The organism is Mycobacterium sp. Marseille-P9652 (assembly GCF_902652685.1).
GTDB lineage: Bacteria > Actinomycetota > Actinomycetes > Mycobacteriales > Mycobacteriaceae > Mycobacterium.
The window spans coordinates 190124-205225 of record NZ_CACRUY010000003.1; the positions used below are offsets into that span (position 1 = coordinate 190124).

Consider the following 15102-nt stretch of genomic DNA (forward strand, 5'->3'; position numbering starts at 1 on the left):
TTTGCGCGTTCTATGCCGCCGAGCCGGGCCAGGGAGCCCGGGCGCCCAGCACCGGCTGCCGGCGACGGCCATGCCCCCAACCCGCCTCCCAAGGGAAACGGCCTTTATCGTCGGCCCACACCAGTTGCAACGCTCGAATCCGGGGGCCGAAGAGCGTGGCCGCTAACTTCAAGTGGACATCGGGATGCTCGACCTCGGTCACCTCGATGAGAAACCTGTTCTCATAGTCGATGTGCATCGCCGGAGCAAGGTGTGTGCCGTCGTCAACGATCATGTGAGCGATGGAATTCAGCACGCGACAACTCGTGTCCGGGGGCAGACCCGTCATCAGCAATTCGGGTAGCCCTCGACCGTGCAGGCCGACCGTGTAAGCGAACGGTCTGTTCTCGCTCTCGACGTACTGCACCGCCCAGCCGTGGTCGAGGATGGTTGCACGCAGTTCGTCCAGGTACTCCTCGGTTGTGCCGCCCGGGTTGTCACATTGCCAGCACATCGTCGGTCCCTTCCGTCGTGGTTGTGCGCCAGCATGCACGCACCCTCCGACAAGTTGCCGAAACCAGTACCGATAGCGGGATTAATTCGGCATAGCCGAACGACAATGAACCCGTGCGCCGCGAGAAAAGGCGCGCCGAGGCCTCATTCGGATCGTTCACGAAGCAGTTTCGATCATGGTCCTCAGTGTCGTGCCGATGGCATGCATCCCCGCCAGCGCCGCGTCTCGCAGGTCGCCGTCCGAGGCATCCCAATTGGCGATCACCGCATAGTCGAACCGGACGGAGTCTCGCCCAATCGTTCCGACATCCGCTCTGACCCCGGCGTCAGCGCCAGTCTTGTTACGAATAAGGAGGTTTCGATCCGACGTCGCATGGGCCAGCGGGTCAAGCCCGAACGGGCCCGCGACCATGGATAGGTCTACGGAGGTTGCCAGCCAGGCGTTCACCTGTTCTGAAACCGTTGCCGATATCAGCTCGTTGCGCGCCAGCTGACTCATCAGACGCGACAACTCGGATGCCGAGCCGGTAGACAGCGTCGCAGGGTCGGCTGGGCCTCGGTGATCCCGGACGTAGTCCAGCAAGGCCGTGTGGACCAAGCCGAGGGATTCGGCACGGTCGCGAAGCGCACGCAAGCCCACCCTTTTGAGCAGGACGTTCGTGGCCAGATTGTCGCTGACGCTGGCAATCAGAACGCAGAGATCGTGGATGGATAATCTCTCGACGTTAAGGTGCTGCCAGATCCCCGAATCGGCGACCAGGAGCGCTGCATCCCGGCCGAGCAAGGTAGCCCCGCTGAGATCGCCCTCTGCGCATTGCCGTGCGGTCTCGACAAGTAACAGCAGCTTGCCGACGCTCGCGGTCTTCATCGGACGATCGGCATTCCAGGAGGCGAGTTCGTGACCTGCGGCACTTCGAACGCAAACCGACCAATCGATGTCGGCGCTCGCACCCATGACATCGTCGATAGATCGCTGGAGCACCTCTTCAGGTGTCACAGCGGGGATAGCTCGGGAGCATCGACAGCATCGCGCGCAGCTAGCGGCATGCCGTTGATTATCGCGCCGTGAAGTCACCGGCGATCAATCCGTGTGGTCTGCGGCCAGGTCGCCGGTGAAGTCTTGTCAGAGGTTGGTCAGCGCTGAACTCGATGAACTGCTCGCCCAGCTCGTCGAAGTCGCTGACTGAACCCTGCGAAAACTTCGCTCGAGAGCGAAGATCACTCAATGACCACAGTGCGCGACGCCATCCTCGACCTCTTCCGCTCACACGATTTGACCACCTGGTTCGGCAACCCCGGCTCCTCCGAATTAGCTCTGCTGCAAAATTTTCCCGACGACTTCCGCTATTTTCTTGGCCTGCAGGAGATGATCCCGGTCGGGATGGCCGACGCGTACGCACAGGTCACCCGGCGGCCCGCGGTGGTCAACCTGCACACCGCGCCCGGCATGGGTAACGCACAAGGCCAGATCTACAACGCCTACGTGAACAAGACACCGCTCATCATCACGGCGGGCAATCAGCGCCGGAACATGCAAAACCAGTACTGCCTGTTGACGAATCACGAACCCACCACCACACCAAAGCCTTTCGTGAAGTGGGCTGCCGAGCCCGCGACCGCCAGTGAATCCCCTGCCGTGCTGACGCGAGCCATTCACTTGGCGACCACCCCGCCGATGGGGCCGGTGTTCGTGTCGCTGCCGATGGACGATATGCCGGTCGAACTCACCGGTGAACAGCTCGCCGATATCACGGTGGTGCGAGACCGCACGGTGACCCACGCGGCCGGTTTCCCGACAGAACTGGCCGAGCAAGTCGGTGCACAACTGGACGCCGCCACATCACCGGCAATCGTTGTTGGCGGCGACATCGACCGCTACGACGCCTACGACGCGGTGATCGAGCTGGCCGAGCGCACCCAATCAGCGGTGTTCACCGCCCCGTTGACCGGCTGGAGCGGATTCCCGGAAAACCACCGGCTCTATCACGGCGCGCTCCCGCCAGGTGCGGGCTGGATCTCGCAGATCCTCGCCGGACACGACCTCATCCTCGCGGTCGGCACGCCGGTGTTCCGCTACTACCCCATGGTGCCCGGGCCTTACTTGCCGGAAGGCACACGCCTGATCCACATCACCAACGATCCCGACGAAGCCGCCCGCGCCCCGGTCGGGGACGCCATCGTCGCCGACATCCGCACCGCGACCCGCGCATTGGCGGCAGCGGTTAAACCCACCCAGCGCCCCGCCCCCGCACCGAGAACCGCGGTCCCCGAACGCGTTTCGGCGCAGGTGCCGCTCAAACCCACAGACCTATGGACCGCCGTTGCCCACGCCGCACCCGAAGACACACTGTGGGTCAGCGAAGCCGGCAGCAACGAGATCCCCATGACCGGAAGCATCCGCCCAAGCAAGCCGCAATCGCATCTGTCCGCGGCCGGCGGCGGACTCGGCTGGGGCCTACCCGCATCCGTCGGCGCTCAAATCGCGGCCCCGGATCGTCCCGTCGTGTCATTGATGGGTGACGGGTCGATCCACTATGCGATCACCGCGCTGTGGAGCGCCGCGCGCTACAACATTCCGCTCACCGTTGTCGTGGCGTCCAACGCCGAATACGGGGTGGTCAAAGAATTCGGCGTCTGGGAAAAGACCCCGAACGTGCCCGGCCTTGACATCCCCGGCCTGGACATCGTCACCACCGCGGCCAGCTACGGCGTCGACGCCCATGAAGCACACAGTTCCGACGAGGTATTCGAGTTGGTCAAAGCCGGGATCGCCGACCGCGAACGACCGACCCTGATCAACGCTCGAACCACGCCCGTGCCGGGTGGATTCGGGAGTTAGGAGACCTCGTATGGATGCCGCGATCGTGGAGGCGTTCGCGGCCGCGCTCTATGTGGCCATTCGGTTGAGACGTGACCAATTTGCTTGAGCAATGAACTCAACGCGCCATGTTGGCGAACCGCGACAGGTGCAGCTGGTGGGCGACGGTGACCGTCTTGGTCGGGCCGTTACGGTGCTTGGCGAGAATGAAATCCGCCTCTCCCCCGCGCGGGTCGTCGCGCTCGAACGCGTCCGGCCGGTTCAGCAGGATCACCATGTCGGCATCTTGTTCGAGCGAGTTGTGGACGCTGATGCCGTTGGCAACGAAATTGTGTGTGCCGTCGACGGTTCCGTCGTAGACATCCTGTGTGCCAAGGCTCGTTATCTCGACAATGCTGTCCCAGTAGACTTCATTGGTCGCCAAGTCATGCATGTCTGGGTCATCGAGCACGATGGCCGCACGGTGTAGTCGTGACCGGCTGGGCGCATGCTTCCACATGGTCGACCCGCAGAACTGAGTCGCCATGGCAGCAGCAAATTGGCGGTGCGTCATTTGCCTGTTCGACAGAGCTTCTCGAACTTGAGCCCATACCTCCCGCGGGACGGTGTCGAGGTTTGTGTTACGCACCACTCCCTCGAGCTCAGCCAGGACCCTTTGGGCCGCAACCGACCTGGCTCCGTGCACACCGACGTGTCGGAGGAACTTTGCCTGATTTTCCGCGCCATAGATGTACAGGTGCCACCCATCGCGATAGCCGGGCTTCGTCACCCGCTTGATCCTCGCGTGAATGCCCACCCGCAGCAGTAACTGAGCGACGTCGTCGATCAGGCGTCGGCTCGTTGACGCGTAGTAGATCCTGCCTTGACCGACCTTCTCATCCCAGCGCACCGACCCATCTGTCGCCCACAGGTGCCTGAGGAACAGCGCCACCTGATCGTTGGGCGCACGAAAGACGGCCTCTGGCACAAATTTCTCGTGACTGCGCTTCCCAAACAGCCCAAGCCCGTCGAGCCACGCCGCGATCGGGTTGCGCTTGCCGTGAGTCAACCGCTCCGGCGCCGGCAACCGCAGGGTGGTCACCCGTGCGGCCGGGTAGTCGTCGCGAACGGCGGTCACGCCGAAATGCGCGGCGGACACCGTGACCTCAACCAGATTCGCCTCGTCGATAGACGCATACCGGATCGGTTGCTTCTTCACGCACGAACCGTCACCGATCATGTGGGCCAGCAGAATAAGTTCCGACTCGTTCATGCGCTCGGTGTTCACCGGTTCGGGCACGCGTCGAGGAGTCGCGATTCGGTCGCCAACCTTCAACTCGCCCAACGGGGTCCAGCCTTCGAGCTTCATGAAAGGATGATTGGCGGTGGCCTCAACCTCGCGCCCCGACGCCAGGCGCAGCCGGAATACCTCCTTGTGGCCGCTGGGGAAGACGTTGGTCATCGGACGGGCGACCATCCTCAGCCGCTCGTCCAGCGACCACACCAGCGGACGCTCGCCGGTACGCATCAGCTCCCCGAAAGTCACCTCAGCGCCGTTGTCCGCCCGCAAGATTCGTGTGTTGGCGGTCAGGCAACCCGACTCACGAAGGTCCGACAACATCGGCTTCTTGTCGGTGCGCTGTTCAGGGCCACGGTTGAGCTGGCTGATCGCCACCACCGGGACCTCGATCTCTTTCGCCAAAAGCTTGAGCTGCCTCGAGAACTCGGACACCTCGATCTGGCGCGACTCGACCTTCTTCCCCGACGTCATCAATTGCAGGTAGTCGACGACCACCAACTTGAGGTCGGCCTTCTGCCGCAGCCTTCGCGCCTTCGCGCGAATCTCCATCATCGTCAGGTTCGGCGAATCGTCGATATACAGCGGCGCTTCGCTGATTTCGCTCATCCGCCGCGCCAGCCGGGTCCAGTCGTCGTCGTTCATCCGGCCCGAACGCATGTCGGCCAGCTTGATCTTTGCCTCCGCCGACAGCAGGCGCATCACGATTTCGGACTTGCTCATTTCCAGCGAGAAGATGACGCTCGCCATGCGGTGCTTGATCGAGCACGACCGCATGAAGTCCAACCCGAGCGTCGAATTGTGGGTGGGCACCATGCCGCGACCGGCCAGGTAGAGGTGCGGCGCCGTGTCCACTTGGACGCAGCGCACGGGAAGGGTGTCCACGCGACGCACCGACTGGATCCGGAGGGCCGGCGCCATCAGCGCGGTCGTGGCCTGGTGACTCGAGTGGTAAGCGCTCGACCCGGCCGCGGCGATGCTGTCCCAGCCGGAATGCAACTGTGCGGTGGTGCGGATGCCGCGGCCCGTCGGCCACTGATGCGCCGCGTCGGCGACGATCGTCGTGCCGTCGGAGAATTCGATTGCGTAGCAGGGCCGCCCCAGCATCACGTCGGTCGCGGCCACCACCCGCGTCGGGCGCCCGTCCGCGCCGAGCAATTCATCACCGACCGCGACGTCACCCATCGTCGTCCAGCCGTTCGGCGTGGGCAGCGGTGTGTCCAGCGCGAGCGCTTTCCCCACGCCCGGCCGGGCCGCCACGATGATCATCTGTCCGGGGTGCAGGCCGTTGGTCACCTCGTCGAGCTCGGTGAAGCCCGTCGGCACGCCGCGCGCGATGCCCCCGTTGGACGCGATGGCATCGATCTCGTCCATCGTCGGCTGCAGCAGGTCCTCGAGCGGCACGAAGTCCTCGGACATCCGCCGCTCGGCGACCTCGTAGATTTCGGCCTGCGCCCGGTCGACGATCTCGGCCACGTCGGCACCCTCGGCGCCCGCATACCCGTACTGCACGACCCGCGTGCCCGCCTCCACGAGCCGGCGCAGGAGGGCCTTCTCGGCGACGATGCCCGCGTAGTACCCGGCGTTGGCGGCCGTCGGCACCGTCGAGATCAGCGTGTGCAAATAGGGCGCGCCGCCGATGCGGCGCAGCAGGCCGCGGCGGTCGAGTTCCGCGGCGACCGTCACGGCGTCCGCCGGCTCCCCACGTCCGTAGAGGTCCAGAATCGCGTCGTAGACGTTCTGGTGCGCCGGGCGGTAGAAGTCCCCGGGCCGCAGCCGCTCCAACACGTCGGCAATGGCGTCCTTGCTCAGCAGCATCCCGCCCAGGACCGACTGCTCCGCCGCGAGATCCTGCGGGGGCTGACGGCCATAGTCCTCACTGGGCGCCGACGAATCCATGCCCGGCGCCAGGTCATCGACGACCGCCACGGACTCCCTCCTCCCCTTGACACACGCACCCGAACGTATATTCGATCATTTGTTTTCAGAGCGTAAGTCAAGGCGCCGACACTTCACCCGATCGCGCCCGCACGCCTCGCGCCGGGACGACGTTAAACGTTGCTGCGAGCGCCCGAAAGGGGCGCTGTTCATGAACCTGTGCATGGAGTGTGCATATCCGTCGACACCTGTGTTGAACGGGTTGTGCAGAACCTGTGGATCAAATCGGGGTGCTGGGACATCAACGCTGATAAGCGCCATACAACGCCCTGCATGTGGTGTGGACAAGAATCTCTACGGCGTGTCGCCGCAGGTTACCGCGCCGGGCGTGTTGGTTTTCCGCCGCATTTTGGCAGCGTTACGGCACGGTAAAGAGGGGGCGCGGGGGCAAGCCGCGCAATCAGTTCGCTAGGGCCGCTTCCCGCGACCGATCGAATGAGCGCGCCGGGCGCCGTGACAGCGCGATGCATCACCGGCGCCCGCCGATGAGGCGGGCCGCCGGTGGCCGGGCTAATGCCGGGGGCTTAGCTGTCGGCGACGACGACGAGGGCCAGCTCGACGTCGATCTCCGGGTGCAGGTGCACCGCCACCCGGTGGGTGCCGACGGCCTTGATGTGCGCCTTCGGCAACCGGACGATCCGCCGGTCGAGATTCGGGCCGCCGGCCTTCTTGATCGCCGCGACCACGTCGCCGGCGGTGACCGAGCCGAACAGCTTGCCGGAGTCGGACGCGGTCTTCACCGGCAGCGACACCGATCCGAGCGCCTCGATTGCCGTCTTGAGCTCGGTGGCGTGCTCGCGGTCGCGCACCATCTTGGTTTCCCGGGCGCGGCGGATCTCGTCGGCCTGCTTCTGCGCGCCGCGCGATGCGACGATCGCCAGGCCGCGCGGGAGAAGGAAGTTGCGGCCATAGCCGTCCTTGACCTCGACCGTGTCGCCGACGGTTCCGAGGTGGTCGACGTCAGCCGTCAGTATCAGCTTCATCGTTACGAACTTTCGGTTGCAGCCCGGCGCTTAACGCGCCGAGGAGGTGAAGCGCAGCAGGGCGACCTCGCGGGCGTTCTTCACCGCGAGCGCGATGTCGCGTTGGTGCTGCACGCAGTTCCCGGTGACCCGGCGCGCCCGGATCTTGCCGCGCTCACTGATGTAGGTGCGCAGCAAGGTGGTGTCCTTGTAGTCGATCGCTTGTCCCTTTTTCGCGCAGAAGACGCACTTGCGCGCCTTGACCGGCTTTTCCGGAGCCGGCCGCCGCTTCGTTGACTTGGCCATGTCTGTCTTTCTTCCGTTCCTATGTCTTTATGAGTTCGTGGGTCAGAACGGTGGCTCGTCGTCGCCGCCACCGAAGGACCCGGACGCCGGGGCGCTGCCCCAGGGGTCGTCACCGGATCCGCCGCTCGCCTGCGGCGCCGCCTGGCCCGCCCCGCCTCCGCCGCTGCCGCTGCCGCTGCCGAAGCCGCCCCCGCCGCCGCCGCCGCTGCGGCTGGCTTTGTTCACCTTGGCGGTGGCGTACCGCAACGAGGGGCCGATCTCGTCCACCTCGACCTCCACGACGGTGCGCTTCTCGCCCTCGCGCGTCTCAAACGAACGCTGCTTGAGCCGCCCCGTCACGATCACGCGCGAACCCCGCGTCAGGCTCTCGGCGACGTTCTCGGCCGCCTCCCGCCAGATGTTGCACCGCAGGAACAGCGCCTCGCCGTCCTTCCATTCGCCGCTCTGGCGGTCGTAGATGCGGGGCGTCGACGCCACCGTGAAGTTCGCGACGGCGGCTCCCGACGGAGTGAACCTGAGCTCCGGGTCAGCGGTCAGGTTCCCGACCACGGTGATCGTGGTATCACCAGCCATCATTTCCTCCTGGGTCCGCCTGGGGTCGGTGAGTGGTCATGAGTGTCTCGCTGAGCGTACGCAGCGGCGCCGACAGCGAACAGTCAGTGCTTGTCGGTGCGCATCACCTTGGTGCGCAACACCGACTCGTTCAGGCTCAGCTGACGGTCGAGTTCGGTGACCGTCGCCGGCTCGGCCTTCAGATCGATGACGACGTAGATGCCCTCGGCGTGCTTAGCGATCTCGTACGCCAGGCGCCGGCGGCCCCAGATGTCGACCTTGTCGACGGATCCGCCGTCCTTGCGGACGACGTTGAGGAACGTCTCCAGGGACGGTGCCACGGTGCGTTCGTCGAGCGTGGGGTCAAGAATGACCATGATTTCGTATGGACGCATGGAAACCTCACCACCTCCTCTGGTCTCGAGCGGCCACGGTGGTTCCGTGGCAGGAGGGTCGCCTGCGTCGGCAACCGCACCAGGTTACCGGACTTCGGCCCGACCGCGAAAACGGCCCGGCTACTGCCGAGCGCGCAGGTAGTCCTCGGCCCTGGCCACCGTCGCCGGGTCGGCCTTGGCGAGGCTGCCCGAATCGAAGGGCGGCTGGGGGTCGTATTCGATGAGCAGCTGGGCGGCCTGCGCGGCCTGCCGGTCGGCGAGCAGCTCCACCAGGCGCAGGGCCATGTCGACGCCGCTGGACACCCCGGCCGCGGTGATGATGCGCTGCGGCAGGTGCTCGACGACCCGCTCGGGGACGTAGCGCGCGCCCAGCTGGGTGAGCAGGTCGGCGGCCCGCCAGTGGGTGGTGGCGGTGAGGCCCTGCAGCAGTCCCGCGGCCGCGAGCAGCAGCGCCCCCGTGCACACCGAGGTGGTGAATGTGGTTCGGGGATGGACCGACCGCAGCCATGCGAGGATGGTCTCGTCGTGGATCAACTGCCGGGTCCCGATGCCGCCCGGGCAGACCACCACGTCCGGTGCGGTGATCTCGTCGAACCTCGCATCGCAGGTCATGCCGAGCATGCCGTTCTCGGTGCGCACGTCACCGCGCCGATGCCCCACGAACACCACGTCGAACGACGGAATGCGTTGCAGCACTTCATAAGGACCCACGGCGTCCAAAGCCGTGAACCGCGCGAACAAGGGGATGGCGATCAGCGTCATGGCGGCACGCTGCCGACCAACTCGGTGTCGGTGTCGGGCGCCACGGCGGCCGGCCGTCGCTGGCCGGCGGGGCGCAACCATGCCGGGAGCCACCCCGGCGGGGCGTCGGGGGCGCGGTCGAACGGGCCGCCCGACGGGTCGTCGACCCGGCCACCCCAGCGCACCAGGTCCTCGTCGGGCCGGTAGATCTGCCGGATCACCAACGCGCACAGGGCGATGACGGCGAGATCGCGCAGCAGCACGGTGGTGGTGAAGAACTGCTCCGGCAGCGACCGGTTGGGGTTGCCGTACAGGAAGTACATGCGGGGCACCCACACCAGCGCGTCGATCGTCATCCAGGCAAGCAGGATCCGCCGATGCGGCAACGCCAGGACGGCCAGCGGCACCAGCCACAGCGAGAACTGCGGGCTCCATACCTTGTTGGTCAGCAGGAAGGCGGCCACCACCAGGAACACCAGCTGTGCCAGCCGGGGCCGGACGGGAGCGGTGAAACCGATGTATGCGATTGCCGCACAGCATAATACGAAGAGCACCGTGACGACGGCGTTGAGCACCGTCGGTGGCTGCCAGAAGCCGAGCTTCGGGTCCAGTCCGCGCCAGCCGGTGAACGACTTGACCACGTTGTACAACGAGTCCATGTCGTCACCGCGCCGGGTGTTGAGCCGGAAGAACTCCGACCAGCCGCGCGGGAAGAGCACAAGCACGGGCAGGTTCACCAGCAGCCAGGTCGCCGCCGCAGCCGCAGCGGTGCGGCCCAGCGCCCCCAGGCGCCGCGTCCGCAGACCGATCACCAGCATCGGACCCAAAAACAACAGCGGGTAGAGCTTGGCCGCCGCGCCCAACCCGATCAGCACACCGGCTAGCGCCGGCTTGCGCCGCGCCCACGCCAACAGGCCCCCCATCGCCAAACCCGTTGCGAGGGCGTCGAAGTTGGTGAAGATCTGGAAGATCACCAGCGGTGACGCCGCCACCAGGGCCGCGTCCCACACGCGCCGGCCGGCCAGCCCGGCCGTCGCCCACACCGTCGCCAGCCAGGCCAGCGCGAGCCCGAACGCCGCGACGTTGAAGAACATCACGACCTCGGCGACCACCGGAACCGGCGCCAGCTTGCTCAACGCGGTGTAGCTCTTGGCCACCGCCATCGACACGTACTGATAGACGCCCGTCAGCACCGGATACTCCATGTAGCGCACCGCGGGCTTGCCGTCGTACTGGGTCTGCGGGGTTCCGCTCCCGTCCGTCTCGATCCAGCTGGACTTGTAGGGAAACTTGCCCTGGCTCAACAACTCCGCGCCGTACAGCGGCACCGTGTCGGAATAACACAGCTCGTAATACGCCCGCTGGTTGTCCCAGTTGGCGACCCGCTGGTCACCCGTCCCGGTGCCCGTGCTCTGCAGGCAGGCGGCCTTCGTCGACCAGCCGAGCGCCATGAACACCAGCGCCATCAGGAACATCACCCGCACGGGTGTCATGACCCGGGTGCGGCCGATCAGCGCGTGCCGCCCCACCGGTCCGCCGATGACCTCGGCCAGGGCGGCGCCCAAAGCTTCGGTGCGGCTGGGACAGTCGCGGTTGGCGACGCTCCGCAGATCGGTGGTCAGCGGCTGCGGTGAGATGGTGGCGACGGGCGGCTCGGCGCCCGTCACGGCGGCGGCTGGCCTGGCGGCGGCGGGGCCTGTGGGCCGCCCGGCGGGACACCGTCCGGCGCCGGCGGCCCGGCCGTGATCGTCTGCGGCGGGCCGACCGGGATGGTGATGCCCGGCGCGACTTCGACCGTCGGCTGGATGACCGTTTCCGACGGCGGCGCCTTGGGCGGCGGCGGCGGCGCCGGCACGCCCGCATAGCCGCCGATCTCGCTCGGCTTGGGGAAGGACTCGTTGGACGTGCCCTTCAACGCCCCGTCCATGGTCGCCTTCCAGATGTCCGACGGCAGGCCCGACCCGTAAACCTGACCGCCGGAAGAGTTTACGAGCGGTTTGTCACCCTTGACCGTGCCGACCCACACCGCCGTCGACAGCGACGGCGTGTAGCCGACCATCCAGGCGTCCTTGTTCGAGTTGGTGTCACCGAACTGGGTGGTGCCGGTCTTAGCCGCCGACGGCCGGCCCCCGGCCAGGCTGTGCCCGCGCGAGTAGCCCGCGATCGGCTCCATGGCCGCGGTGACGTTGTCGGCGACGCCCTTGTCGATGCGCTGCTCGCCGCCGCTGTCGGAGTTCCCGGCATCGAACAGGACCTGGCCCTCGGAGTTCACCACCTTCTGCACGAAGTGTGGCCGGTGATACACGCCGGAGTCCGCGAGCGTGGCGTACGCGGCGGCCATGTCGATGGGCCGGGTCTGGTACTGGCCCAGCACCACCCCGTTGTTGGGCGGACCGCCCTTGCCGTCCTCGGACAGCGTGTGGTCAACCCCCGGGAAGCTGGTGGCGATCCCGGCCTGATGCGCGGCGTCCGCGACCGCCTGCGGGCCGCCCTTCAGCTTGAGCATCAACCGGTAGTAGGAGGTGTTCAGCGATTGCTTGAGCGCCTGGGCGATATTGCAGGTTCCGCAGCCCTCACCCTCCACGTTGGTGATCTTGATGCCGTCCACCGTCAGCGGAGAGCTGTCGACCTGATACCCCAGCCCGATCCCCTGTTCGAGCGCGGCCACCAGCGCGAAGACCTTGAACGACGACCCGGTCTGCAGCCCGGCTTGGGCGAAGTCGAAGCCCTGCGCGTCCGAACCGCCGTAGTAGGCCCGGATCGCGCCGTTGTGGGGGTCGATCGAGACGACGGCGGCGCGCATGTCGGGGTCCTCGCCGTCGAGATACTTCGACACGGCCTTCTCGGCGGCCTGCTGCGCCTTCGGGTCGATCGTCGTGGTGACCTGCAATCCCTGGGTGTTCAGCGTCTGCTCGTCGATGTTGAACAGGTCCATCAGTTCTTTGGTCACCTGACGCTCGATCAAACCGTTGGGCCCGCTCGTCTGGTTCTGCTCGCGGGCCAGGTCCGGCGGGACCGTCGCCGGAAACACCTGTGCCGCGCGCTCGCTCGGCGACAACGCCTTCGTCTGCACCATCCCGTCGAGGACCCAGTTCCAGCGGTCGGTCGCGCCCTTGAGGTCCACGGCGGGGTCCAGCGCGGACGGCCGCCGGATGAGGGCGGCCAGCAGGGCGCCCTCCGAAACGGTCAGCTGCTCGGGGGGTTTGTTGAAGTACGCCTTGGCGGCGGCGGAAATCCCGTACGCCCCGCGGCCGAAGTAGATGATGTTCAGATATGCCTGCAGCACATCGTCTTTGGACCACTCCCCCGACATCTTCGTGGCGATGACGAGTTCCTTCGCCTTGCGCATCAGGCCGCTCATCCCGTGCTGCGCGGAGCCGACGAGCGCGTTCTTGACGTACTGCTGGGTGATGGTCGAGCCGCCCTGCAGGTCGCCGCTGCCGAAGAGGTCGTTGTTCACCGCGCGCGCGAAGCCGCTGAAGTCGAAGCCGGGGTTCGAATAGAAGTTGCGGTCCTCGGCGGCGATCACCGCCTGGCGCACGTGCACGGGCACCTGGTTGAGGTTGACGTCGACCCGATTGCCTTCGGGTGGAATGATTTTCGCGATCTCGGAGCCGTCGCTGGCCAGGATCGTCGACACCTGATTCGTCCGGATGTTGCCCGGTTTGGGGACGTCGACGATGAAGTAGGCCATGCCGAAGGTCACCAGCGGCAGCAGCACCAGCATCGCGACGGTCAGGTACGCCGCCCGTCGCACCCACAGCCAGTTGACCTGCTGCGTCCAGCTCTGGCGGCGCCCGGGGCCGGGCTCACGGTGCGCGGGTCCGTCCGGCGGCCGGGGTCCCGGCGGTGGCGGGCCGCCCGAGAGCAGGCGGTCGCGCCGGGAGGAGCGCCTCCCGTCCAGCGCGGCCTTCACCTCGTCGAGCGGGTCGCGCTGCACCGGGCCGGTGGGGTGGTCCAGCGCGGCCTTGACCTCGTCGATGGGGTCGGCGCGCCGCGCCGATCGATCGTCGACGACGGGCGGCAGGACCGTCGTCAACCGGTCGTCCGGCGGGACGACGCGGCGCTGGCCGGGCACCGGGGGGACGCCCCGGGGGCCGCCGTCGCGCCGCTCGTGTCTGCCCACGCGCTCAGTCGGCGGCTGCGCGTCACTCCGCGACTGGTCGTGGGGCCCTTCGTTACTCAATGGCCGTGCGGGCGCCGTTGCGCGCCGTCCGGGTGCCCCTTGGAGGCGGTGCCGGGCGCACCGCGCCGAGCACGTACGACTTGACCAGATGGTTCCAGCTGCAGGTCCGGCATACCTCCACCACGTGGACCGCGAACTCGTCGAACCGGGTCGCCAACAACACCAGTTCCTCGGCCGTGCGGGCCGACCCGGACACCGCGCCCAGGTGCTCGCCGAACACCCAGCTCACCAAGGTCAGCTGCTCCTTGCGGCAGATCGGGCACATCACCCGGCTCTGTTTCCCATGAAACTTCGCCGCCCGCAGCAGGTACGGGTTCGCGTCGCACACCTCGGACACGCCCGTGCGGCCCGAGTACACCTCGGCCAGCAGTGAGCGGCGCCGAAGCGCGTAGTCCACCACCTGTCGCTGCAGTCGCACGTTGACCAGAGTACGTCGCCGACCCTGGAGCTGATGCCAATCACCCCCCGCACACGGCCCGCGGACGCCGGCCATGAGACTTGTGCCGAACCCGACAAGGACTTCTACGATCATCCCGTGGCAAAAGCGCTCGGGACTCCGCTCACCGGAGGGGCGACGTCGTCGACACGAGCCAAGGACGCCGACCGGCAGGAAACCTGCAAAGTCCTCGACGAGGCCTTGAACGACGGCGAGCTGTCCATGGAGGAGCACCGCCAGCGCGTGAGCGCGGCCACCAACGCCGTCACGCTCGGCGACCTGCGGGCCCTGGTGGCCGACCTGCAGTCCGGCGCCGCGATGCAACAGCCAGACGTCACGCCGCTGGCGAAGCCCGCACGGCCCCGCGGGTGGGTGCTGCTCGCGGTGGCCTTCGTGGTGTCCGTGCTGCTGGGCATGGGCCTCGGCTGGGGCCTCTACGGCAACACCCGCTCGCCCCTGGACTTCACCACCGATCCCGGCGCCAAGCCGGACGGGGTCGGCCCGGTGGTGTTGACCCCGCCCACTGAACTGCAGTCGGTCGGCGGGCTCACCGGCCTCATGGAACAGACGCGCAAGCGGTTCGGGAACGCCATCGGGTACCGCATGGTCGTCTACCCGACGTATGCGGTGCTCGACCGCCCGGATCCCTCGGACGATCGCCGTGTCCTGGCCTACGACTACCGCGGCGGGTACGGCGATCCGACGAGCTCCGCCAAGAGTTCGGCCGATGGGGCGGTTCCGGTGGACCTTTCCCGGTTCGACGTCACCAAGACCGTCGGCATCATGCGGGGCGCGCCCCAGACCCTGCATATCAAGCCGTCCGACGTCACGAGCACGTACTTGATCATCGAACCGGCGACGGACCCGACCGCGCCGGGATCGCTGTCGCTGTCGGTGTACGTCTCCAGCGATTACGGCGGTGGCTACATCGCCTTCGCAGGTGACGGCACCATCAAGCGAATCAACCCACCCTCCTGATCCCGACCGTCAGCCGTGACGG

At 66.8% G+C, this 15102-nt stretch carries 13 protein-coding genes; 2 read left to right on the forward strand and 11 right to left on the reverse strand.

Going from position 1 to position 15102, the window contains the following annotated elements; translation table 11 throughout:
- Nucleotides 1-10: 10 nt before the first annotated feature.
- Nucleotides 11-532, reverse strand: a complete 522-nt coding sequence (locus GPY60_RS03570; protein ID WP_370462643.1) for a DUF4262 domain-containing protein — start codon at nucleotides 530-532, stop codon at nucleotides 11-13.
- A gap of 117 nt (nucleotides 533-649) precedes the next feature.
- Nucleotides 650-1489, reverse strand: a complete 840-nt coding sequence (locus GPY60_RS03575) for a serine hydrolase (RefSeq protein WP_156686244.1) — start codon at nucleotides 1487-1489, stop codon at nucleotides 650-652.
- Between the two features lie 228 nt (nucleotides 1490-1717).
- On the opposite strand from GPY60_RS03575, the gene mdlC reads away from it, so the two are divergent.
- Nucleotides 1718-3331 carry a benzoylformate decarboxylase gene (gene mdlC / locus GPY60_RS03580; protein ID WP_156686245.1) on the forward strand — a complete coding sequence of 538 codons (1614 nt, stop codon included), beginning with the start codon at nucleotides 1718-1720 and terminating at the stop codon, nucleotides 3329-3331.
- 97 nt (nucleotides 3332-3428) lie between these two features.
- On the opposite strand, the gene GPY60_RS03585 is transcribed toward mdlC, so the two are convergent.
- From GPY60_RS03585 to GPY60_RS03625, 9 genes are all read right to left on the reverse strand, one after another.
- A complete protein-coding gene (locus tag GPY60_RS03585) occupies nucleotides 3429-6515 on the reverse strand; it encodes a replicative DNA helicase (protein ID WP_197283521.1) in 3087 nt (1028 codons plus the stop codon).
- A 533-nt stretch (nucleotides 6516-7048) separates the two neighbouring features.
- On the reverse strand, nucleotides 7049-7507 hold the full coding sequence (rplI, locus tag GPY60_RS03590; protein WP_156686246.1) for a 50S ribosomal protein L9: 459 nt from the start codon (nucleotides 7505-7507) through the stop codon (nucleotides 7049-7051).
- 30 nt (nucleotides 7508-7537) lie between these two features.
- Nucleotides 7538-7792, reverse strand: coding sequence for a 30S ribosomal protein S18 (rpsR, locus tag GPY60_RS03595; RefSeq protein ID WP_156686247.1), 255 nt, complete (start codon nucleotides 7790-7792; stop codon nucleotides 7538-7540).
- A 42-nt stretch (nucleotides 7793-7834) separates the two neighbouring features.
- Nucleotides 7835-8365 (reverse strand): single-stranded DNA-binding protein, encoded by a 531-nt coding sequence (locus tag GPY60_RS03600; RefSeq protein WP_156686248.1) that lies wholly within the window; start codon nucleotides 8363-8365, stop codon nucleotides 7835-7837.
- Nucleotides 8366-8448: 83 nt separating this feature from the next.
- Complete coding sequence (rpsF, locus tag GPY60_RS03605) at nucleotides 8449-8739, reverse strand: 30S ribosomal protein S6 (RefSeq protein WP_156686249.1); 291 nt, start codon at nucleotides 8737-8739, stop codon at nucleotides 8449-8451.
- Between the two features lie 120 nt (nucleotides 8740-8859).
- Nucleotides 8860-9501 (reverse strand): DJ-1/PfpI family protein, encoded by a 642-nt coding sequence (locus GPY60_RS03610; protein ID WP_156686250.1) that lies wholly within the window; start codon nucleotides 9499-9501, stop codon nucleotides 8860-8862.
- The gene (locus GPY60_RS03615) at nucleotides 9498-11147 is read right to left on the reverse strand and encodes a glycosyltransferase family 87 protein (RefSeq protein ID WP_156686251.1); all 1650 of its coding nucleotides are present in this window, start codon (nucleotides 11145-11147) and stop codon (nucleotides 9498-9500) included. The genes GPY60_RS03610 and GPY60_RS03615 overlap by 4 nt, the downstream gene beginning before the upstream one ends.
- Nucleotides 11144-13606, reverse strand: coding sequence for a transglycosylase domain-containing protein (locus GPY60_RS03620; RefSeq protein ID WP_156686252.1), 2463 nt, complete (start codon nucleotides 13604-13606; stop codon nucleotides 11144-11146). The genes GPY60_RS03615 and GPY60_RS03620 overlap by 4 nt, the downstream gene beginning before the upstream one ends.
- 52 nt (nucleotides 13607-13658) lie before the next feature.
- Nucleotides 13659-14084 carry a DUF5318 family protein gene (locus GPY60_RS03625; protein WP_197283522.1) on the reverse strand — a complete coding sequence of 142 codons (426 nt, stop codon included), beginning with the start codon at nucleotides 14082-14084 and terminating at the stop codon, nucleotides 13659-13661.
- A 117-nt stretch (nucleotides 14085-14201) separates the two neighbouring features.
- Here GPY60_RS03625 and GPY60_RS03630 point away from each other — a divergent pair, with 117 nt between their 5' ends.
- Nucleotides 14202-15080 (forward strand): DUF1707 SHOCT-like domain-containing protein, encoded by an 879-nt coding sequence (locus GPY60_RS03630; protein ID WP_156686253.1) that lies wholly within the window; start codon nucleotides 14202-14204, stop codon nucleotides 15078-15080.
- Nucleotides 15081-15102: the final 22 nt, after the last annotated feature.

Bases quoted from the DNA above. Each gene is read 5' to 3' on its own strand.
- mdlC (WP_156686245.1), top strand. From the start codon at position 1,718: ATGACCACAGTGCGCGACGCCATCCTCGACCTCTTCCGCTCACACGAT.
- rplI (WP_156686246.1), bottom strand. From the start codon at position 7,507: ATGAAGCTGATACTGACGGCTGACGTCGACCACCTCGGAACCGTCGGC.
- rpsR (WP_156686247.1), bottom strand. From the start codon at position 7,792: ATGGCCAAGTCAACGAAGCGGCGGCCGGCTCCGGAAAAGCCGGTCAAG.
- GPY60_RS03600 (WP_156686248.1), bottom strand. From the start codon at position 8,365: ATGGCTGGTGATACCACGATCACCGTGGTCGGGAACCTGACCGCTGAC.
- rpsF (WP_156686249.1), bottom strand. From the start codon at position 8,739: ATGCGTCCATACGAAATCATGGTCATTCTTGACCCCACGCTCGACGAA.
- GPY60_RS03610 (WP_156686250.1), bottom strand. From the start codon at position 9,501: ATGACGCTGATCGCCATCCCCTTGTTCGCGCGGTTCACGGCTTTGGAC.